The sequence below is a fragment of the Kitasatospora sp. NA04385 genome (assembly GCF_013364235.1).
Classification (GTDB): domain Bacteria; phylum Actinomycetota; class Actinomycetes; order Streptomycetales; family Streptomycetaceae; genus Kitasatospora.
The window spans coordinates 568,947-589,615 of sequence record NZ_CP054919.1 but is presented as its reverse complement, the minus strand read 5'-3'; the positions used below and the strand labels follow the sequence as shown (position 1 = coordinate 589,615).

Below are 20,669 nucleotides of genomic sequence, written 5' to 3'. Positions count from 1 at the left end.
CGCCCCCTCGCCCCCGCCGCTACCCGACGGATGGCCAACGCCGTGAGCACCCACCAGCCAGCCCCCGCCGCCGAGGCCGCCGGCCCGGACGCGGCCCCCGCCCCGGACCCCGCAGCCCCGGACCCCGCCGAGCCGGACCTCACCGACGAGGACCTCGACCCCGCCGCCCTGCCCGCCGAACGCCGCCGCCGCGCCAAGGCCCTGCTGCGCGGCTCGCTGCGCCCGCACCGGGCCACCGTGGCCGCCGCCATGACGGCCGCCGCCGTCCGGCAGCTCGCCCTGCTCGCCGTCCCCTGGTGCGTGCAGAAGGCGGTGGACGACGGGCTCCAGGGCCACGACGGCGGGGCGCTGGCGCGCTGGGCCGCCGCCACCGCGCTGGCCGCGCTGGTCCAGTTCGCCGGACTGTACGGCTGGCAGTACTGGGCCGGGTACGCGGACGCCAAGGTCGGCGCCGACCTGCGGGAACGGTTGCTGCGGCACCTGGCCGGCCTGGACCGGGCCGCCCTCGCCGCGCGCGGCCACGGCGACCTGGCGATGCGGGCCACCCGGGACACCGACCTGGTCCGCGAGTGGGTGCACGGCCTGGCCATCTGGGTGGTGCTCGGCACCACCTTCCTCACCGTGCTGCCCGCGATCGGCCTGCTCGACCCGAGCCTGCTGCTGGTCACCCTGGCCACCCTGCCGTTCCTGATCTGGGTCAACCTGCACTACCCGCGCCGCTTCGCCGTCGCCTCCGCCGACCTGGCCGCCGCCCACGGCCGCCGCGCCGACGCCGTCGCCGACCTGCTCCAGCTCGGCACCGGCCTGCGCGGCACCGGCGGGCACCGCCCGCTGGTCGACCGGCACCACACCGCCAGCGCCGAGGTCACCGCCCGCACCGTCACCGCCGCCCGGATCGAGGCCGGTTGGGCCGCCGTCGCCCCGCTCGTCCCGCGGCTGGCCGTCGCCGCCGGTGTCGGCCTCGGCGGCCTCGCCGTGCTGGACGGGCACCTCACCGTCGGCGGACTGGTCGCCTTCACCACCTGGATGGCCATCGTCACCCTGGCCACCCGCGTCCTGGTCGACCGGCTGCTGGAGCGCGGCCAGGCCGACGTCGCCGCCGCCCGGATCGACGAGGTGCTGTCCATCGGCGCGACCGTCGCCGACCCGGCCGAGCCGGTGCCACTGCCCGCCTCCGGCGCGCTGGAGTTCACCGGCGCGCTGGCCCGGCGGGACGGCAAGACCGTCCTCGGCCCCGTCGACCTGACCGTCGAGGCCGGGGAGTTCGTCGCCCTGCACGGCGCCACCGGCGCCGGCAAGAGCACCCTGCTGCGGCTCGCCGTCCGCCTCGACGACCCCGACGAGGGCGCCGTCCGCTACGGCGGCACCGACCTGCGCGCCGCCCGCCTGGACGAGGTCCGCTCCCGGATCGCGTACGTCGCCCAGCGGCCGGTGCTGCTCTCCGGCACCGTCGCCGACAACCTCCGGCTCGGCCGCGACCTCCCGCCGCAGGCGCTGGAGGAGGCCTGCCGCACCGCCGGGCTGCACGAACAGCTGGCCGCGATGCCCGACGGCTACGCCACCGAACTCGGCGAGGGCGGCACCGCCCTGTCCGGCGGCCAGGTCCAGCGCCTGGCGATCGCCCGCGCGCTGCTCGGCGACCCCGCCGTGCTGCTGCTCGACGACGCCACCTCCGCGCTGGACACCGCCACCGAGGCGCTCGTCCTGGACCGCCTGCGCAGCTGGGCCGGCGGTCGCCGCACCCTGCTGTTCGCCACCCACCGCGCCGCCGTCCTGGCCGCCGCCGACCGAACGGCCGAACTCCTGCCCCCCGGCCGGCCCTCCGCCCACCCCGAACCCGTGGAGGCCCTCCGTGGCTGACCACCCGTGCCCGCGCCCGTGCCCGCGCCCGTGGCGCCCGCGTCGGGGGCCGTCGCCGTGCCGAGGAGTCGCCGTACCGATGTCGTGTCACCGACTTCCGTGGAGGCCCTCCGTGGCTGATCAGCCACTGCTGCGCCCGCGCCGGGCCCGGCTCGCGTCCGGCGTCGGCCCTGTCGGCCCCGTCGGCCCCGTCGATCCCCGGGTGCCGGAGAGCTACCGAACCGATGCCGTGTCACCGACTTCCGTGGAGGCCCTCCGTGGCTGATCAGCCGCTGCTGCGCGAGGAGGCCGACGAGCGCGGTGTGCTGCGCCGCGCCCTGCCGTACCTGCGTCCGCACCGGGCCCGGCTCGCCGTCGCGCTCGGCGTGGGCCTCGCCGACTCCGCCGCCCTGGTGGCCGTCGCCCCGCTGGTCGGCCTGGCCACCGACGCGCTCTACGACGGCGACCGGGGGCGCCTCGGCCTGGCCGTCGCCCTGCTGGCCGTGCTCGCCGCCGCCCAGCTGGTGCTGGCCCGGGTCGGCGAACTGCTGCTGATCCGCAGCGGCGAGGACGTGGTGCGCACCCTGCGCGAGCAGGCCGTGGAGAACCTCGCCACCGCGCCGCTGCGCTTCCTGGAGGCGCACCGCAGCGGCGACCTGCTGCGCCGCGCCACCGGCGAGGTCGCCGCGCTGGCCGCGTTCGTCCGGCTGCACCTGCGCAACCTGGTGTCCGCGCTGGCCACCCTCGGCTTCACCCTCGCCGTGCTGGGCGGGTACTCCTGGCAGCTGCTGCTGGTCCAGCTGGTGGTGTTCCTGCCGCCCACGCTGCTGGTCACCCGCTGGTTCCAGCGCGACGCGGGGGCCGCGTTCGGCGGCAAGGCGAGCGCCGAGGCCGCCGTCGCGGCCACCTTCACCGAGACGCTGACCGCCCGCGAGGCGCTGCAGACCTCGCGCGGCCTGACCGGCTGGACCCGGCGCTTCGACGCCGAGAACCGGCACGCGGTGCGCGCGGCCCGGCGCGCCCTGCGGGTGGAGAACCGGATCGACCTGGTCAGCCTGATCGAGGGCCTGGCGCTGGTCGCCCTGCTCGGCGTCGGCGGCTGGATGGTCACCCGGGACGCGGTGGGCGTCGGCACCGTCGTGGTGTTCGTCGTCGCCAGCCGCAACCTGTTCGACTCCTTCACCGACCTGTCGCAGCTGGTCGGCGAGGTCGCCACCGCCCGCACCGGCCTGGCCCGGCTGCTCGACCTGCTCGCCGCGACCACCACCACGGCGCCCGCCGCGGACGTCGACGGCCTGCCCGAGCGCGGCGAACTGCGCTGCGAGGACGTCGAGTTCGGCTACCGGTCGGACAGCGTCCCGGACCTGCACGGCGTCACCCTGGCGTTCCCGGCCGGCAGCCGCACCGGCGTGGTCGGCGAGACCGGCTCCGGCAAGACCACGCTCTCCAAGCTGCTGTGCGGCCTGTACGCCCCCGACGCGGGCCGGGTCACCTTCGCCGGCACCCCGCTGGCCGCGCTGCCCGAACGGCAGCTGCGCCGCCGGATCGTGCTCGTCCCGCAGGAGGTCCGGCTGGTCACCGGCACCGTCGCGGAGAACCTGGCCCTGGTGCGGGGGGAGCCGGACCGGGCGGCGATCGAACGGGCCGTGGCCCGGCTCGGCCTGACCCGGTGGCTGGACGCCCTGGGCGGGCTGGACGCCGAGGTCGGGCAGCGCGGCGCCCGGCTGTCGGCGGGGGAGCGGCAGATCCTCGGCGTGGTGCGCGCGGTGCTGGCCGACCCCGCGGTGCTGGTGCTGGACGAGGCCACCGCCGACATCGACCCGGCCACCGCCGCCCGGCTGGAGCACGCCCTGGACGAGCTGCACGCCGACTGCACCCTGATCGTCATCGCCCACCGCCCCGCCACCATCGCCCGGCTGCCCCGGGTGGTGCGGCTGGCCGACGGCCGGGTGGTCGCCGACGAGGCGTCAGGGGAGGGCCGCCCTTTGCGGGAAGAAAAGGTTAGGCTAGCCTAAGCTCAAGCGTCGGCGCGGTGCGGCCGCCCCGGGAACACCCGGGACGGCCGCACCGCGCCGCTCGTCCCGGCCACCACCGATCGAATGGGCTGACCGATGACCACCACCCAGGCCGCACCGCCGCGCATGCGGATCGTCCGGCACCCGCTCAAGTACCGCCTGCTGGACGTCAAGCGGGTCCAGCGGATCACCCCCGGCACGGTCAGGGTCACCTTCGCCGGGGACGCCCTGGAGGGCTTCTGCGAGCAGGCCCCCACCGACCACGTGAAGCTCTGCTTCGCCGAGCCCGGCCAGGACCTCCCGGTCGAGCCCGTGGTCCGCGACGACACCTGGATGGACGCCCCGGTCGAGCCGATCACCCGGGACTACACGATCCGCCACTACCGGCGCGAGGCCCGCGAACTGGACATCGACATGGTCCTGCACGACGGCGGCGTCGGCTCCGGCTGGGCGGCCGCCGCCGAACCCGGCATGAAGCTCGGCGTGTTCGGGCCGCGCGGCTCCGAGGAGATCGACTTCGTCCACGACTGGTACCTGCTCGGCGCCGACGAGACCGCCCTGCCCGCGCTCGCCCGCTGGCTGGAGATGCTGCCCGCCGGCGTCCGGGTGCTCGCCTTCGCCGAGGTCGCCGGCCCCGAGCACGAGCAGCACCTGCCCACCGCCGCCGACGCCACCGTCGTCTGGCTGCACCGCGGCAGCGCCGCCCCCGGCACCACCGACCACCTCGAACGCGCCGTCCGGGCCGCCGAACTGCCCCCCGGCATGGGCTTCGCCTGGATCGCCGGCGAAGCCCACACGCTCCGCCCGATCCGCCGCCACCTGCGCACCGAACGCGGCCTGACCCGCGACCAGGTCGACGTGGACGGCTACTGGAAGCGCGGCACCGCCAACCACGACCACCACGAGGACGAGCACACCCCGCACTCATGAGCACGCACGCCCCGGCCCGGGCCGCCGCACCCCGCCGCCGCCCCGCCACCGCCGCCCGCCGCACCGCCTGGCTGTTCGGTGCCCTCGCCCTGCTCGCGGTCCTCGCCGTCCTCTCGCTCGGCGTCGGCGCCCGCGCCATCCCCCCCGGCCAGGTCCTGCACGTGCTCCTGCACCGCGACCCGACCGGCGAGGACTGGATCGCGGTGCACCACTCGCGCATCCCGCGCACCCTGCTCGGCATCGCCGTCGGCGCCGCGCTCGGCATCTCCGGCGCGATGATGCAGGCCCTCACCCGCAACCCGCTCGCCGACCCCGGCCTGCTCGGCATCAACGGCGGCGCCGCGGCCGCCGTCGCCGCCGGCACCGCCCTGTTCGACCTGCGGACCTTCCACGCCTTCGTCTGGTTCGCGCTGCTCGGCGCCGCCGTCGCCGCCTTCGTCGTGCAGGTCCTCGGCGGCGGCGGGCGCGGCGCCGCCACCCCCGCCCGGCTCGCGCTGGCCGGCACCGCCGTCACCGCCGTGCTCACCGCCTTCGTCAACGGCCTGATCCTGCTCGACCCGCAGACCCTCAACCGCTTCCGCTACTGGCAGATCGGCACCTTCGCGGGCGTCGACTCCGCCGCCTTCGGCCAGGTCCTGCCGTTCCTGCTGGTCGGCGGCGTGCTCGCGCTGCTGCTCGGCCGCCCGCTCAACGCGCTCGCCCTCGGCGACGACACCGGCCACGCCCTCGGCGCCCACCCCGGCCGCACCCGCGCCTTCAGCCTGCTCGCCATCACCCTGCTGTGCGGGGCCGCCACCGCCGCCGTCGGCCCGATCGCCTTCGTCGGCCTCGCCGTCCCGCACCTCGCCCGCCACCTGTGCGGCCCCGACCAGCGCTGGATCATGCTGCTCTCCGCCGCGCTCGCCCCCGTCCTGCTGCTCGCCTCCGACATCCTCGGCCGGCTGCTGCTGCGCCCCGCCGAACTCCAGGTCGGCGTGGTCACCGCCTTCCTCGGCGCCCCGCTCTTCATCGCGCTGGTGCGCGGCCGGAGGATCGCCCGACTGTGAACACCGTGAAGGCCGTGAACGCCGCGAACACCGTGAAGGCCGACCTCGCCCCCGCCCGGGTCAGGCTCCCGATCCGGGCCCTGCCGCTGCCCGGCGGCCGCTCGCTGCGCTGGCACCCGCGCGCCGCCCTGGTCACCGGCCTGCTGCTGCTCGCCCTGCTCGGCACCGCCGCCTGGACCCTCACCGCCGGCGACTACCCGCTGCCCGTCCGGGACGTGCTCGACATCCTCGGCGGCGGCGGACGGCGCGCCGACCGGTACATCGTCATGGAGGTGCGGCTGCCCAGACTGCTCACCGCCCTCCTGGTCGGCGCGGCGCTCGGCCTCGCCGGGGCGCTGTTCCAGACCCTGGCCCGCAACCCGCTCGGCAGCCCGGACGTCATCGGCTTCACCGTCGGCTCGGCCACCGGCGCGCTCACCGTCATCCTGCTGATCGGCGGCACCGCGGCCGCCGTCGCGGGCGGCGCGGTGGTCGGCGGACTGCTCACCTCGCTGCTGGTCTACTTGCTGGCCCGGCGCGGCGGCACCCAGGGCTACCGGCTGGTCCTGGTCGGCATCGGCCTCTCCTCGCTGCTCTCCTCGCTCAACGCCTACCTGATCGCCCGGGCCTCGTTCAGCGACGCGCAGAGCGCCGCCGTCTGGCTCACCGGCAGCCTCAACGCCCGCGGCTGGGAGCACTGCACGCCGATGGCGCTGGCCCTGCTGGTGCTGCTGCCCGCCGCGCTGCTGCTCGGCCGCCCGCTACAGCTGCTGGAACTCGGCGACGACACGGCCGCCGCGCTCGGCGTGCGCACCGAGTCCGTCCAACTGCGGCTGGTGCTCACCGGCGTGGCGCTCACCGCCGCCGCGACGGCCGCCGCCGGGCCCGTCCCGTTCGTCGCCCTGATCGCCCCGCAGGCCGTCCGTCGGCTCACCCGCGCCACCGGCCCCAACCTGCTCGGCTCCGCGCTGCTCGGCGCCCTGCTGCTGGCCCTCTCCGACCTGGCCGCCCAACGCCTGCTCGCCCCCACCCAGTTGCCGGTCGGCATCCTCACCGGCGTGGTCGGCGGCGGCTACCTGGTCTGGCTGATCGCCGCCCAGTGGCGCCGTACGGCCTGAGCATCGCACCGGCCTGGACGCCGCCCCGCCGGGCCCGTACGGCGCACGGGCCGGTACGGAGGTCGGGCGGGGCGGCGCCAGAGCCGTTCCGGAGCGGCGCGCACCAGGGTGCCGCCGGGCGGCGGACGCAGCAGGAGCCGGCCCCGGTCCGCGTCGTGGACGACCACCGCCGGGTCGTGGACGACCACCGCCGGGTCGGCGGCCGGGCCCGCCCGGCGGCGGGGTGCCGGGTGTGGCTCAGGCCGCGGGGCGCGGGGCGAGTTCGGCGGCCAGGAACGCCACCGCGTCGGCGACCAGGGCCGGGACGTCCGGGTACCCGGCGAAGCAGTGCCGGGCGCCCTCGACCGGCCTCAGGACGGAGCGGGCGCCCGCCGCGAGCAGCCGCTCGTGCAGCGCCTCGGACTGGGCGAACGGCACCTGCTCGTCCTGCACGCCGTGCACCAGCAGGAACGGCGGCGCGGCCGGCGTCACCTGCCGGACCGGGCTGGCCAGCGCGGCCGGACCGGGCAGCTCGGCCGGGGCGCCGCCCAGCAGCTGGTGGATCGGCGAGTCCGGCCCGCCGTGGCCGAGGGCGGCCAGGTCGGTGGGCGGGTACCAGCAGACGGCGGCCGAGACCGCGTCGGTGGTCAGCGCCGCGAGCGCGCCCAGCGTCGCGCCCGCGGACTCGCCCCACACGCCGAGCCGGTCGGCGTCCAGGCCCAGCTCCCCGGCGTACGCCCGCAGGTAGCGCAACGCGGCCGTCACGTCGTCGAGTTGGGCCGGGAAGACGGCCTCGCCGGAGAGCCGGTAGTCGACCGTCGCGACCGCGACGCCCGCCGCCACCAGCGCCTCGAACACCGAGTCGGGCCGCAGGGTGTCCGGCAGGTAGCGCCGGTCGCCCGCCCGGAACGCGCCGCCGTGCAGCCACACCACCACCGGGAACGGCCCCGGTCCGGCCGGCACGTGCAGGTCCAGCAGCAGCGGGCGGAAGCCGGTGTGCAGCGCGTAGCTGACGCCGTGTCGGACGAGGCCGCCGTGCGCGGCGGGGACGGCGGCGACCGGGGGCAGTGAGAGATCCATACCGGCCCCGAGCACCCGCGGCCCGCCGTTCATTCCCGCCCGGCGCACCGTCTCGCCAACCGAACGGCGAGCCGCGGCCGCGCCCGCCGGGACGGGCACCGACATCCGGCCCCGCGCGTTCTGGCCCGACCCCACCGAACCGGCCGTCCGGATCGCCGACCGGGGCCCGCTGACGTCCTGCTGCTGCGGACCACCCGCGGCCCGCCACCCCGTACGCCGATGCCCTCGGCATGTGCGCCGCCCTCGGTCGGCGGCCCGTGATGGTCGCCGTCGAGGGCGGAAAGCCTGGTGCCTACGGCCCGTCCGCGCCGTCCTGCGCGGTCACCGCCGCCGACCGCTTCCCGGCCACCGGCACCCGGCCCGCCCGCGACCTCACCTACCGCCCCGGCCCTGGCACCCGGCCCGGCCCCGGCACCCGCCGTGGCCGTAGCGCGCTCCGCCGGGCTCTCCGGACCGGCCGCTCGCGGGTGCCGCTCACAGCAGGCGGCGGAAGACCCGGGAGCCGCGGGACGGGTCCAACTCGGCGGCCCAGGACGGCGGTGCGGCCGCGGCCGGGACCTCGGCGAAGCCGTGGCGGAGGAACAGCGCGCCGTCGCCGGTGGTGGCGGTGACCACGGCGGACAGCGCGCTGCGGCGGGCGTGCGCCAGTACGGCGGCCACCAGCAGGCCGCCCAGGCCCAGGCCCTGTCGCCCGGACCGCACGCACAGGTTGTGCAGCACGCCGGTCGGCGGGTGCCCGGGCTCGGGCGCCAGCACGCGCAGCGCCACGCAGGCGTCCAGCGCGCCGCCGGGCTGCCCGTCCAGCCCGCGGTCCAGCCCGCCGTCCGGTCCGCCGGGCGCGCTGCGGACCACCAGGAAGGTGTCCGCGGCCCGCCGGTAGTCCGCCGGGGTGCGGGCGCGCAGCGCCCCCGAGCGCAGGAACGGCAGCGACAGCTCGTACAGCGCACGGGCGTCGCGGAAGTCGGTGCGCACGGCGACCGGCCGCGCGACCGGCTCGGCGGTGGGGGCGGCGGGCGTCACGCGGCGTCGTCCCCGGGCAGCCGCTCCAGCACCTGCGCGGTGTCCAGCACGACGGCGCACTTCCCGGCCGTCCAGCGCAGCGCCTCGCGGTGCTGCTCGGCGGAGAAGTCGGCGACCGCGTCGGCGACCACGAACGCCTGCAAGTCGCGCTGCCAGGCGTCGGCGGCCGTCATCTGCACCCCGATGTGGGCGTACACGCCGACGATCACCAGTTGGTCGCGGCCGAGGGCGGCCAACTGCTCGGCGAGGTCGGTGCGGACGAACGCGCTGTACTTCCACTTCAGCACCAGCCGGTCCCCGGGCTCGGGCGCGACGGCGGCGGGCATCCCCTGGGCGTGCTCGTCGGCGGGCAGCCCGGGGCCCCAGAAGTCCAGTTGCAGGCCCCGCTGTTCGGGGCTCTGGCCGCCGCGCTGGTGCGAGTAGAACACCGGCACCCCGGCCGTCCGGGCGGCCGCCAGGATCCGCGCGGTGTTGGCCAGCACCGGTTCCAGCGGCGGCCCGGCGGACGGGAAGGCGGCCAGGAAGTAGTGCTGCAGGTCGTGCACCAGGACGGCGGCCCGGGCCGGGTCGACCTGCCACGGGACGCGGCGCGGCGGCAGGCCGACGGGCAGCTCGTAGCCGGGGACGGCGGGAATGGCCATGGGGGGAGTGCCTTTCTGACGGACGATCAGTGCGAGGTGGCGCGCAGGTCCTTCTTGCTGACCTTGCCGATGCCGGTGGACGGGAACGACTCGACGAACTCCACCCGGTCCGGGACCTTGAACCCGGCCAGCCCGGCGGCCCGCACGAAGGACTTCAGCTCGACCGGCCGGGGCCGGTCCGCGCCCGGGCGGAGGATCACGTACGCGCAGGAGCGCTCGCCCAGGAACTCGTCCGGCACCGCCACCACCGACACGTCGTGCACCGCCGGATGGGCCAGCAGCACGTTCTCCACCTCCTCGGCGGCCACCTTCTCACCGCCCCGGTTGATCTGGTCCTTCGCCCGGCCCTCCACCACCAGGTGCCCGGTGGCGGTGCGCCGGACGATGTCGCCGGTGCGGTAGAAGCCGTCCGCGGTGAACGAGCGGGCGTTGTGCTCGGGCGCCCGCCAGTAGCCGCGGATGGTGTACGGGCCGCGGGTGAGCAGGTGGCCGGGGGTGCCGTCGGGCAGGTCGCGGTCCTCGTCGTCGACCACCCGGACCTCGTCGTCCGGGGAGATCGGCCGGCCCTGGGTGGTGAGCACGGTGTGCTCGTCGTCCTCCGGGCGGGTGTAGTTGACCAGGCCCTCCGCCATGCCGAACACCTGCTGCAACCGGCACCCGAGCGCCGGGCCGAGCCGCCGGGCCGCTTCCTCGCTCAGCTTGGCCCCGCCGACCTGCAACAGCTCCAGGCTGGACAGGTCCGGCCCGTCGCCCCCGGCCGCCGCGGCCTCGGCGGCGCTCGCCCAGGCCAGCGCCAGCGGCGGCACCACCCCGGTCAGGGTGACCCGCTCGCGGGCGATCAGCCCCAGCGCGGTGGCCGGGCTCGGGTCGGGCGCCAGCACCACCCGGCCGCCCGCGAAGAACGTGCCCAGCGTGCCGGGGGAGGACAGCGGGAAGTTGTGCGCGGCCGGCAGCGCGCACAGGTACACCGAGTCGGCGGTGAGCCCGCAGATCTCGGCGGACGCCCGGACGCTGTACAGGTAGTCGTCGTGGCAGCGCGGGATCAGCTTGGGCAGGCCGGTCGAGCCGCCGGACAGCTGGAGGAACGCCAGGTCTCCGGAGCCGGGCGGCTCGGGCGGCAACGCGCCCTCGGGGGCCCGCAGTTCGGCCAGCGGTGTGAACGGTCCGGGCTCGCCGACCACGAACACCTCCAGCGGCTGCGGCACGGCGGCCCGCACCTCGGCGGCCAACTCGCGGTGGTCGAAGCCCTCGTGGCGGTCCGGCACGAACAGCGCCCGGGCCTCGGCGAACTCGCAGAAGTACGAGACCTCGGCCCGCCGGTGCGCGGGCAGCGCCATCACCGGCACCACCCCGGCCCGCAGCAAGCCGAAGAACACCTCGAAGAACTCGGCCACGTTGGGCAGTTGCAGCACCACCCGGTCGCCCCGGCGCAGCCCGCGCGCCGCCAGCCCGGCCGCCAGCCGGTCGGCCCGGGCGTCCAGCTCCGCGTAACTCCACCGGCGCTCCCGGTCGGTGACCGCGATCCGGTCCGGCGAGGCGGCCGCGTGCCGCCGGATCATCGCGTCCAGCAGCTCGCCGGTCCAGTACCCGGCGGCACGGTGACGGGCGGCGGCCTCGGGCGGGTACAGGTTCATCGGGCGTCCTCCGGCGGGCAACTCGGCTGGGGGGAAGGGGATTCCGTGGTGGCGGTGGTGGTCGTGACGGCGGTGGTGGTCGTGACGGCGGTAGCGCTGTCATGCTGCCGCAGCCCCGCGTCCAGCAGCAGCCCGTTCCACCGGCGGGTCACTACGGCTTCCGAATCCGGGGCCCAGAGCGCGGCCGGGAGCGCGGCCGGGGTCTGGGCCGGGTCGGCCGGGCGCGGGTGCACCGGGCCCGGGCTCACCGGGCGTCCGCCAGGCCCACCGCGTGCAGGAAGGTGCGGAACTTGGCGGCGGTCTCGGCGAGTTCGAGGTCCGGGTCGGAGGCGGCGACCACGCCCGCACCCGCGAACAGGCGCAGCAGGTCGCCGTCCGCCTCGGCGCAGCGCAGCGTCACCACCCACTCGCCGTCGCCGGAGGCGTCGCCCCAGCCGACCACGCCGGTGTACAGGCCCCGGTCGAAGGGCTCCAACTCGCCGATCGCCGCCCGGGCCTGCGCGGTCGGGGTGCCGCAGACGGCCGGGGTCGGGTGCAGGGCGAGTGCCAACTCCAGTGCGCTGGTGGAGGGTTCGCGCAGCACGCCGGTGACGGTGGAGGACAGGTGCCACATCGCGGCGGTGCGCAGCAGGGTCGGCCGCTCCGGGACGGCCAGCTCGGCGCAGAACGGGGCCAGCGCGGCCCGGACGGCGTCGACCACGAAGGCGTGCTCGGCCAGGTCCTTCGCGGACTCCAGCAGGGCCTCGGCGCGCAGCCGGTCCTCCACCGGGTCGGCGCTGCGGGCGGCCGAGCCGGCCAGCGGGTTGGACACCACCCGGGTGCCGCGCCGCGACACCAGCAGCTCCGGGCTGGCGCCGATCAGGGTGGCCGAGCCGCCGGCCGGCACCGCGAAGGTGTAGCCCTGCGGGTCGCGGTGCACCAGCCGGGCCGCCATCGCCGCCAGGTCGCTCCCGCCGGGCGCGGTCAGCTCCAGGGTGCGGGCCAGCACCACCTTCTCCAGCGGGGAGTCGCCCGCCAGCCGTCGCACCGCCTCCGCGACCGCGGCCCGGTACCCGTCCGGCTCCGGCACCGGTCGGCTGCGCCAACGCCCTTCCCCCGTACGGTCGATGGGCAGCGGCACACCGGACGGCGGCGGCACCGGACCGGCCCGGCGGACCCGCTCGGGGACGAACAGCCGGGCGGGCGCGGTCGGGTCGAACGGGATCGCCCCGACCACCACCGGCCCCCCGCCCGCGCGGTCCCCGGCTCCGGCTCCGGTTCCCCGCCCCGCTCCCGCTGCCGTGCCCGTGCCCGTGCCCGCGGCGGCTTCGGCGAGCAGCCGTCCGACCGCCGCCGGGTCGTCGACCGTGCGGTGCACGCCCTCGGCGAGCAGGGTGCGGGTCGGCGTGGCCAGCAGGGCCCGGTCCGGGCCGGGCCGGTACGCCGCCAACAGACCGGCGCCGCCGTCGGCGGTGGCGGTGGCGCCGGGGGCGTCGGCGGGCGGTCGAAGTGCGGAGGCCGTGGTCATGCTGCTGCTCCGTTCCGCCGGCGCGGGGCGCGCCGGCACTGCGAGGGCGGGAGGGGAGGGGCTCGGGGGCGTGGCGAAGCGGCCCGTGGCGGGGATCGGGAGCCCGCCCGGGCGTGGTGTGGTGGTGCGGTGGGCCGGTCAGGCGCGCAGTGTCGCGCCGCCGTCGACGTACAGGTCGTGCATGGTGATGTGCCGGGCGCGGTCGCCGGCCAGGAAGGCGACCGCCTCGGCGACGTCGACGGGGTCGGCGATCCGGCCGAGCGGGATGCCGACCCGGTAGCTGGCCGGGTCGCCCTCCAGGACGCGGCGTTCGGCGTCCGGGTCGGTCCACAGCGAGCGCTGCATCGCGGTGTCGGTGGAGCCGGGGGAGACCAGGTTGCAGCGCACCCCGGCGGCGGCGAGCTCCAGGCCCAGACAGCGCATGTACATGGTGGTGGCGGCCTTGGACGCGGCGTACGCGGCCATCCCGGTGCGCGGGACGCCGGCCGCGTTGGAGCCGACGGTGACGATGGCGCCCCGGCCGCGCTCGGCCATCCGGCGCCCGACGGCGCGGCAGGTGTGGAACACGCCGGTGGTGTTGACGTCGAAGGAGTGCTGCCAGTCGGCGTCCGTCAGCTCCAGCGCGGGCGCGACGTGCAGCACCCCGGCGACGTTCACCAGCACGTCCACCGGGCCGAGTTCGCGCTCGACGCGCTCCACCAGAGCCTCGACGGCCGCGCCGTCGGTGACGTCCAGCTCCCGGACGGAATCCCGGACGGAATCCCGGACGGCGTCGCCGGAGCCGCCTCCGGTGACGTCCGCGCCGCCGCGCAGGTCGCAGCCGACCACCCGGGCGCCGCGCGCGGCGAGCAGGGCGGCCACGGCCGCGCCGATGCCCTGCGCCGCGCCGGTGACCAGGGCGATCCGGCCCTCGAAGCCGTCGCCGGCCCCGGGGTCGGCGACGCCGGTGGCGGCGGGTGCGGGTATGCGGGTGGTGAACGGCATGGGGGTGCTCCCGGGTGTGCGGATGCGGCGGGCCGGAGGACCCCGACCTGCTTAGGTTAGGTTAGCCTAATCATCCTTCGAGGGGTGCCCCACGACCACCCTGACCCCCTGTCATCGGCACCCCGCCCGACACCCGGTCCGGCACCCCGCCCGACACCTGGCCCGCCCCCGCCCGCGCCGCCCGTCCGCACCCGCCTGCGCCGCCCGTCCGCCCCCGCCGTCCCGCATTGCGCCCCGTCCGCCCCGCGGGGGACGCTGGACCCAGCGGGTGGGCCACCCGCCCGCCCGCGTGAGTCGAGGAGGCCACCGGTGAGGTTCATCCAGATCATCGAGTACCGGACCGGGCGGATCGACGAGTTCGACGAACTGCTGGACGAGTGGGCCGCCAGGAACGAGGGCAACCGCCTCGCCGTGCGGGCCCTGCAGACCAGGGACCGCGACGGCGCCGACACCTACCTGAACATCGTGGAGTTCCCCTCGTACGAGGAGGCGATGGAGAACTCGCAACGCCCCGAGACCGCCGAGTTCGCGGCCCGGGCCGCCGAGCTGTGCGACGGCCCGCCGACCTTCCGCAACCTGGACGTGATCAAGGACCGCACCCTGCTCGACTGACTCGACCGAAAGGTCCGGAAGGGGGGTTGGCCGGGGCGGCCCGGACTGCGCAGCATGGGTACTCGCCGGTACCGTCCGCTCCCAGGAGGCCCCCTTGTCCCGTGACCCGCTCAGCTACTCCTCCGGCCCGTCCGGCACGCCGCTGCTCGGCGACACCATCGGTGCCGACCTCGACCGGGCGGTGCGCGCCTTCCCCGACCGGGAGGCGCTGGTCGAGTGCGCCACCGGACGGCGCTGGACGTACGCCGAGTTCGCCGCCGACGTGGACGCGGTGGCGCTCGGGCTGCGCGCGCGGGGCATCGGCAAGGGCGACCGGGTCGGCATCTGGGCGCCCAACCGGGCCGAGTGGACGCTCACCCAGTACGCCACCGCCCGGCTCGGCGCGATCCTGGTGACGATCAACCCGGCGTACCGGGCGCACGAGTTGGAGTACGTGCTCGGCCAGGCGGGCGTGCGGCTGCTGGTGGCCGCCGAGCGGTTCCGGACCTCCGACTACGCGGCGATGATCGCCGAGGTGCGCCCGCGCTGCCCCGAACTGACCGACACGGTGCTGCTGGACGGCCCCGACTGGCCGGAGCTGCTGGCCGTCGGCCGGGCCGGCGACCGGGCGGAACTGGAGTCGACGGCCCGGGAGTTGAGCGCCGACGACCCGATCAACATCCAGTACACCTCGGGCACCACCGGCTTCCCCAAGGGCGCCACCCTCTCGCACCACAACATCCTGAACAACGGCTACTTCGTGGGCGAGCTGTGCGGCTACACCGAGCAGGACCGGGTCTGCATCCCGGTGCCGTTCTACCACTGCTTCGGCATGGTGATGGGCAACCTCGCGGCCACCTCGCACGGCGCCTGCACGGTGATCCCGGCCCCGGCGTTCGACGCCGCCGCCACGCTGGCCGCGGTGGCCGCCGAGCGCTGCACCTCGCTGTACGGGGTGCCGACCATGTTCATCGCCGAGCTGGCCGACCCGGGTTTCGACGGGTACGACCTGTCCAGCCTGCGCACCGGCATCATGGCGGGCGCCCCGTGCCCGACCGAGGTGATGAAGGGCGTGATGGAGCGGATGGGCATGGCGGAGGTGTCGATCTGCTACGGCATGACGGAGACCTCCCCGGTGTCCACCCAGACCCGGGTGGACGACTCGGTGGAGCGCCGGGTCTCCACCGTCGGCCGGGTCGGGCCGCACCTGGAGGTCAAGGTGGTCGACCCGGACACCGGCCGCACCCTGCCGCGCGGCGAGCCCGGCGAACTGTGCACCCGCGGCTACTCGGTGATGCTCGGCTACTGGGGCGAGCCGGAGAGGACCGCCGAGGTGGTCGACGCCGCCCGCTGGATGCACACCGGCGACCTGGCGGTGATGGACGGGGACGGCTACCTGTCGATCACCGGCCGGATCAAGGACATGGTGATCCGCGGCGGCGAGAACGTGTACCCGCGCGAGATCGAGGAGTTCCTGTACACCCACCCCGACGTGCTCGACGTCCAGGTGATCGGGGTGCCCGACGCCAAGTACGGCGAGGAGCTGATGGCCTGGGTCCGGATGCGCGAGGGCGCCCGGCCGCTGACGGCGGAGGCGGTGCGGGAGTTCTGCACCGGCCGGCTGGCGCACTTCAAGATCCCGCGCTACGTGCACGTGGTCGAGGAGTTCCCGATGACGGTCACCGGCAAGGTCCGCAAGGTCGAGATGCGCGAGCTGGCGGCGGCCCTCCTGGCCGGGGCGGACGGCGCCGCTCGCTGACGCGCGTCGACCCGCCCTGACCAGGGGGTTCACGGAGGCCGGATTCCGCCAGGGGTCCGGCCTCCGCGCGCACCGCCCGGCACGGAAGCTGTCACGGGTCTTGACGCCCACTTTTCTCATACGTTAAATCTCGGCGTGAAGTAAGCGGTCGGGGCCCGCGGCTGACGAGTGGTCAGCACGCCCCCCGGCTGCCGTCCCCCGGATCCCACCAGACGGGTGTGCACCCCCATGAACCGAGCTCCCCGGTCCCGCCGCTACGGCCTCGCGGCAGCCGCCGCCACCGCCCTCGTCGCGGCCCTCGTCGCCCCCACCACCCAGGCCGCCGCGGCCCCCGTGCCGCCCGGCGGCGGCAGCCTCGGCGAGAACGTGATCGTCCTCGACCCGAGCATGCCCAAGGCCCAGATCCAGGACCGCCTGAACGCGCTCGCCCAGGCCCAGGCCGGCAACGAGTTCGGCCCGCAGCGCTACGCGATCCTCTTCAAGCCCGGCACCTACGGCACCGCCGCCGACCCGCTGGTCTTCCCGGTCGGCTTCTACGAGAGCGTCGCCGGCCTCGGCAAGAACCCCGGCGACGTGGTGGTCAACGGCTCCGTCAACGTGTACAACCAGTGCGTCGGCGGCGACCAGTCGCAGTGCTACGCCACCACCAACTTCTGGCGCTCGCTGAGCAACCTGACGGTCAACGTCGCGGGCCAGAGCGGCTGTTACGGCAACACCGACTTCTGGGCGGTCTCCCAGGCCGCGCCGCTGCGCCGGGTCCAGATGAACGGCAACGTGACGCTGATGGACTACTGCACCGGCTCGCCCTCCTGGGCCAGCGGCGGCTTCATCGCCGACTCCAAGTTCACCGGCGCCACCGTCGTCAACGGCTCCCAGCAGCAGTTCTTCACCCGCAACAGCAACCTGGACGGCTGGAGCAACGGCGTCTGGAACCAGGTCTTCTGCGGCACCGAGGGCGCCCCCGCGCAGTCCTTCTCCACCGAGCAGGGCGCCGCCCCGTACACCACGCTCGACACCTGCCCGGTCACCCGGGAGGCCCCCTACCTGTACCTGGACGACAAGGGCAAGTACCGGGTCTTCGTACCCGCCGCCCAGCGCAACTCCCGCGGCACCAGCTGGGAGGACGGCTCCACCCCGGGCCGCTCGATCCCGCTGGACGACTTCTACGTGGTCCGCCCCGGCGCCGACGTCAAGCAGATCAACGCCGCCCTCAAGGCCGGCCGCCACCTGCTGCTCACCCCCGGCGTCTACCAGCTGCCCGACGAGATCAAGGTCACCCGCCCCGGCACCCAGGTGGTCGGCCTCGGCTTCGCCACCCTCGTCCCGACCAAGGGCAACGCCGCGATCAAGGTCGACGACGTGGACGGCGTCAACGTCTCCGGCCTGATCATCGACGCCGGGGAGAAGAAGTCGAAGGTGCTGATGAAGGTCGGCGACCGGGGGAGCAACGACTCGCACCGGAACAACCCGATCGCGCTGTCCGACGTGTTCTTCCGGGTCGGCGGCGCGCTGAACGGCGCGGCCGACACCGCGCTGGAGGTCAACAGCGACGACACCCTGATCGACGACGCCTGGATCTGGCGCGCCGACCACGGCACCGGCGGCGGCACCTGGACCAGCGCCCGCAGCGACACCGGCCTGGTCGTCAACGGCGACCGGGTCACCGCCACCGGCCTCGCCGTCGAGCACTTCCAGAAGACCGAGGTCGAGTGGAACGGCGAGCACGGCCAGGTGGTGTTCTTCCAGAACGAGAACCCCTACGACGTGCCCAACCAGGCCGCGTGGATGGCCAACAAGAAGCAGAAGGGCTACCCGGCGTTCGCCGTCGGCCCGAAGGTGAAGACCTTCGAGGGCTGGGGCATGGGCAGCTACTCCTACTTCAACCAGGGCGTCGACATCCGCAACTCGATGGCCTTCCAGGCGCCCGTCACCCCCGGGGTCAAGCTCCACGACCTGCTGACCGTCTTCCTCAACGGCTCCGGCGGCATCGACTCGGTGATCAACGGCACTGGCCGCACCGTCGACCCCACCTTCGGCGGCCCCAGCAACGTCGTCTCCTACCCGTGATCCGTTACCCGTGATCCGTCACGCATGACGCGCCATTCATGACGTGCCACTCATGACGCGTCACTCGTGATCCGTCATTCATGACCTGCCACCCGTGATTCGTCATCCGTGACCCGTCACTCGTGTTGCGTCATCCATGACCTATCACCTGTGTCGCGTCATTCATGGCGTGTCACTCGTGATCCGTCATCCATGACGGGCCACTCATGTCGTGTCATCCGTGACTCGCCACCTGTGTCGCGTCATCCGTGACTCGTCACCCGTGCCGCGTCATCCGTGACTCGTCACCCGTGCCGCGTCATTCGTGACTCGTCACCAAAGCCCGGCCCGCCGCGTACCTCCGGCCCGAGACGCGGCGGGCCGCACCACGTACCGGCCCCCGAACCCAACTCCGGGGCCCGTGCGAGAAGTCACCCCCACCCCCACCCGCAGCGGAGTCCCCCATGACCGAGCTCAGCCGTCGCAACGCCCTGCTCCTGGCCGCCCTCACGGCCGGCAGCGCAGGTCTCACCCTGGCCGGCCCCGCCGGCACCGCCCAGGCCGCCGCCGCCCCCAGCGGCCTCGCCTGGGACGCCGACTGGGCGGCCGCCGCGTACGCCGCCGACCCCGCCGCCGCCACCGCCTCCGGCAGCGAGGGCGGCCCGTACGGCCCCGGCGCGGCCTTCGACAACAACACCGGCTCCCGGTTCTCCAGCAACTTCGCCGACGACGCCTGGATCCGCATCGACCTCGGCAGCGTCATCCGGGTCACCCAGGTCGTGCTGGTCTGGGAGGCCGCCTACGGCCTCAAGTACACCGTCGAGGTCTCCCGGGACGGCGCCGCCTGGCAGTCCGTCTACACCGAGAACGCCGGCACCGGCGGCACCGCCACCATCCACACCCACCAGCAGCCCGCGCTCGGCCGCTACGTCCGGATGCGCGGCCTGCAGCGCGCCACCCCGTGGGGCTACTCGCTGTACGCCTTCCAGGTCTACGGCGGCGCCCCCGCCCCCGCCGCGACCGGCACCGCCAACCTGGCGCTCAACCACCCCGGGTACAGCAACTACTACCAGGACGCCGGGCACACCCCGCTGCACGCCTTCGACGGTGGCGTCCCCGCCGGGCTCACCGGCGACGCGACCCGCTGGGCCAGCGACTGGAACGACCACCGGTGGGTCGCCGTCGACCTCGGCGCCACCGCCCGGATCACCGCCGTCGACCTGCACTGGGAGTCCGCCTACGCGGTCGACTACCAGATCCAGGTCTCCGACGACAACCAGAACTGGCGCACCGTCCACCAGCCCACCGCCGCCCAGGTCGCCGCCCGGGACGCGAACATCGGCACCCCCGGCAGCTCGGCGGGCCTGCACGACGCCATCACCCTGGCCGCCCCCGCCACCGGCCGCTACGTCCGGATGCTCGGCCTGCGCCGCCGCCGCTTCTACAACCCGGCCCCGTACACCGCCCAATTCGGTTACTCGCTCTACGAGTTCCAGGTCTGGGGCACCGGCGGCAGCGCCGCCGCCGAGTACCCGGCCCCGCCGGTGGAGAGCACCGGCGCCTACCGCACCGTCTTCTTCGACGACTTCGCGGGCACCAACCTCGACCGCGGCAAGTGGCGGGTCGTCGTCACCGGCTCCACCATGGGCTCGGTCAACGGCGAGTCGCAGGCGTACGTCGACGACGCCAGCACGCTCAAGGTCTCCGGCAGCCAGCTGCTCATCACCCCCCGCTACCTGCCCGGCGGCTACAACGCCCCCGGCGGCGGCACCTACAAGTTCACCTCCGCCCGGATCGACACCAGCACCGCCGTCAACTTCACCTACGGCCGGGTCAGCGCCCGGATCAAGATGCCCGCCGGGCTCGGCCTGTGGCCCGCGTTCTGGCTGCTCGGCTCCAGCGTCGACGACCCGGACGTCTCCTGGCCCAACTGCGGCGAGACCGACATCATGGAGAACATCGGCTACGCCGACTGGACCAGCAGCGCCCTGCACGGCCCCGGCTACTCCGCCGACGGCAACATCGGCGCGCTCCAGCACTTCCCGGCCGGGCAGGACGTCACCGGCTGGCACGTGTACGCCGTCGAGTGGACGCCCACCGCCATGCGCTTCAGCGTCGACGGCACCCAGACCCTGGAAGTGCCCCGGCAGAAGACGCTCGCCACCCGCGGCGCCTGGGTGTTCGACCACAACCAGTACGTGATCCTCAACTTCGCCCTCGGCGGCGCCTACCCCGCAGGCTGGAACAAGGTCACCACCCCGTTCTGGGGCCTGCCGCAGTCCACCGTCGACCAGATCGCCGCCGGCGCGGCCACCCTCGCCGTGGACTGGGTCCGAATCGAACAGCGGGCCTGACGCCCGGTCGGGCCGGACGACGGAATTCTCAGGAAATATTCAGGGAACGCTCGGGAATGCCGTCGTTCGGCCCAATACACCGATCTAAGACCTGACGGATGGTCAGGTTGACGTGCCCGACCACCAGGGCACATCACCATCCGTCAG

General features: G+C 75.2%; 15 protein-coding genes and 1 pseudogene. 10 read left to right on the top strand and 6 right to left on the bottom strand.

Annotated elements, in window-relative coordinates; translation table 11 throughout:
• The first annotated feature begins 42 nt into the window (after nucleotides 1–42).
• From HUT16_RS02595 to HUT16_RS02575, 5 genes are all read left to right on the top strand, one after another.
• The gene (locus HUT16_RS02595) at nucleotides 43–1,860 is read left to right on the top strand and encodes an ABC transporter ATP-binding protein (protein WP_176185059.1); all 1,818 of its coding nucleotides are present in this window, start codon (nucleotides 43–45) and stop codon (nucleotides 1,858–1,860) included.
• Between the two features lie 257 nt (nucleotides 1,861–2,117).
• Nucleotides 2,118–3,854 carry an ABC transporter ATP-binding protein gene (locus HUT16_RS02590; protein ID WP_254897603.1) on the top strand — a complete coding sequence of 579 codons (1,737 nt, stop codon included), beginning with the start codon at nucleotides 2,118–2,120 and terminating at the stop codon, nucleotides 3,852–3,854.
• Nucleotides 3,855–3,950: 96 nt separating this feature from the next.
• Nucleotides 3,951–4,784, top strand: a complete 834-nt coding sequence (locus tag HUT16_RS02585) for a siderophore-interacting protein (protein WP_217712013.1) — start codon at nucleotides 3,951–3,953, stop codon at nucleotides 4,782–4,784.
• On the top strand, nucleotides 4,781–5,830 hold the full coding sequence (locus HUT16_RS02580; RefSeq protein WP_176185055.1) for an iron ABC transporter permease: 1,050 nt from the start codon (nucleotides 4,781–4,783) through the stop codon (nucleotides 5,828–5,830). Before HUT16_RS02585 ends, HUT16_RS02580 begins: the two co-directional genes overlap by 4 nt.
• Nucleotides 5,827–6,927: a FecCD family ABC transporter permease gene (locus tag HUT16_RS02575; RefSeq protein ID WP_368662664.1), complete on the top strand. Its 1,101-nt coding sequence runs from the start codon at nucleotides 5,827–5,829 to the stop codon at nucleotides 6,925–6,927. The genes HUT16_RS02580 and HUT16_RS02575 overlap by 4 nt, the downstream gene beginning before the upstream one ends.
• Nucleotides 6,928–7,164: 237 nt before the next feature.
• Here HUT16_RS02575 and HUT16_RS02570 read toward each other — a convergent pair whose 3' ends face one another.
• On the bottom strand, nucleotides 7,165–7,986 hold the full coding sequence (locus HUT16_RS02570; protein ID WP_176185053.1) for an alpha/beta hydrolase: 822 nt from the start codon (nucleotides 7,984–7,986) through the stop codon (nucleotides 7,165–7,167).
• Between the two features lie 230 nt (nucleotides 7,987–8,216).
• Here HUT16_RS02570 and HUT16_RS39615 point away from each other — a divergent pair.
• A pseudogene (locus tag HUT16_RS39615) lies at nucleotides 8,217–8,300 on the top strand (hypothetical protein); the annotation flags it as partial.
• A gap of 160 nt (nucleotides 8,301–8,460) precedes the next feature.
• On the opposite strand, the gene HUT16_RS02565 reads toward HUT16_RS39615, so the two are convergent.
• The 5 genes from HUT16_RS02565 to HUT16_RS02545 form a co-directional block, all read right to left on the bottom strand.
• A complete protein-coding gene (locus HUT16_RS02565) occupies nucleotides 8,461–9,006 on the bottom strand; it encodes a GNAT family N-acetyltransferase (protein WP_254897602.1) in 546 nt (181 codons plus the stop codon).
• Nucleotides 9,003–9,647, bottom strand: a complete 645-nt coding sequence (locus HUT16_RS02560; RefSeq protein ID WP_176185051.1) for an isochorismatase family protein — start codon at nucleotides 9,645–9,647, stop codon at nucleotides 9,003–9,005. The genes HUT16_RS02565 and HUT16_RS02560 overlap by 4 nt, the downstream gene beginning before the upstream one ends.
• A gap of 26 nt (nucleotides 9,648–9,673) precedes the next feature.
• Entirely contained in the window at nucleotides 9,674–11,281 is a 1,608-nt protein-coding gene (locus tag HUT16_RS02555; protein WP_176185049.1) for a (2,3-dihydroxybenzoyl)adenylate synthase, read from the bottom strand.
• Between the two features lie 244 nt (nucleotides 11,282–11,525).
• Nucleotides 11,526–12,788, bottom strand: a complete 1,263-nt coding sequence (locus HUT16_RS02550) for an isochorismate synthase (RefSeq protein WP_176185047.1) — start codon at nucleotides 12,786–12,788, stop codon at nucleotides 11,526–11,528.
• Between the two features lie 138 nt (nucleotides 12,789–12,926).
• Entirely contained in the window at nucleotides 12,927–13,772 is an 846-nt protein-coding gene (locus tag HUT16_RS02545; RefSeq protein WP_176185045.1) for a 2,3-dihydro-2,3-dihydroxybenzoate dehydrogenase, read from the bottom strand.
• Between the two features lie 309 nt (nucleotides 13,773–14,081).
• On the opposite strand from HUT16_RS02545, the gene HUT16_RS02540 reads away from it, so the two are divergent.
• From HUT16_RS02540 to HUT16_RS02525, 4 genes are all read left to right on the top strand, one after another.
• Nucleotides 14,082–14,384 carry a hypothetical protein gene (locus tag HUT16_RS02540; protein ID WP_176185043.1) on the top strand — a complete coding sequence of 101 codons (303 nt, stop codon included), beginning with the start codon at nucleotides 14,082–14,084 and terminating at the stop codon, nucleotides 14,382–14,384.
• 94 nt (nucleotides 14,385–14,478) lie between these two features.
• Nucleotides 14,479–16,122, top strand: a complete 1,644-nt coding sequence (locus tag HUT16_RS02535) for an AMP-binding protein (RefSeq protein ID WP_176185041.1) — start codon at nucleotides 14,479–14,481, stop codon at nucleotides 16,120–16,122.
• A 228-nt stretch (nucleotides 16,123–16,350) separates the two neighbouring features.
• Entirely contained in the window at nucleotides 16,351–18,189 is a 1,839-nt protein-coding gene (locus HUT16_RS02530; RefSeq protein WP_176185039.1) for a hypothetical protein, read from the top strand.
• A gap of 443 nt (nucleotides 18,190–18,632) precedes the next feature.
• Complete coding sequence (locus tag HUT16_RS02525; RefSeq protein WP_176185037.1) at nucleotides 18,633–20,522, top strand: discoidin domain-containing protein; 1,890 nt, start codon at nucleotides 18,633–18,635, stop codon at nucleotides 20,520–20,522.
• Nucleotides 20,523–20,669: the final 147 nt, after the last annotated feature.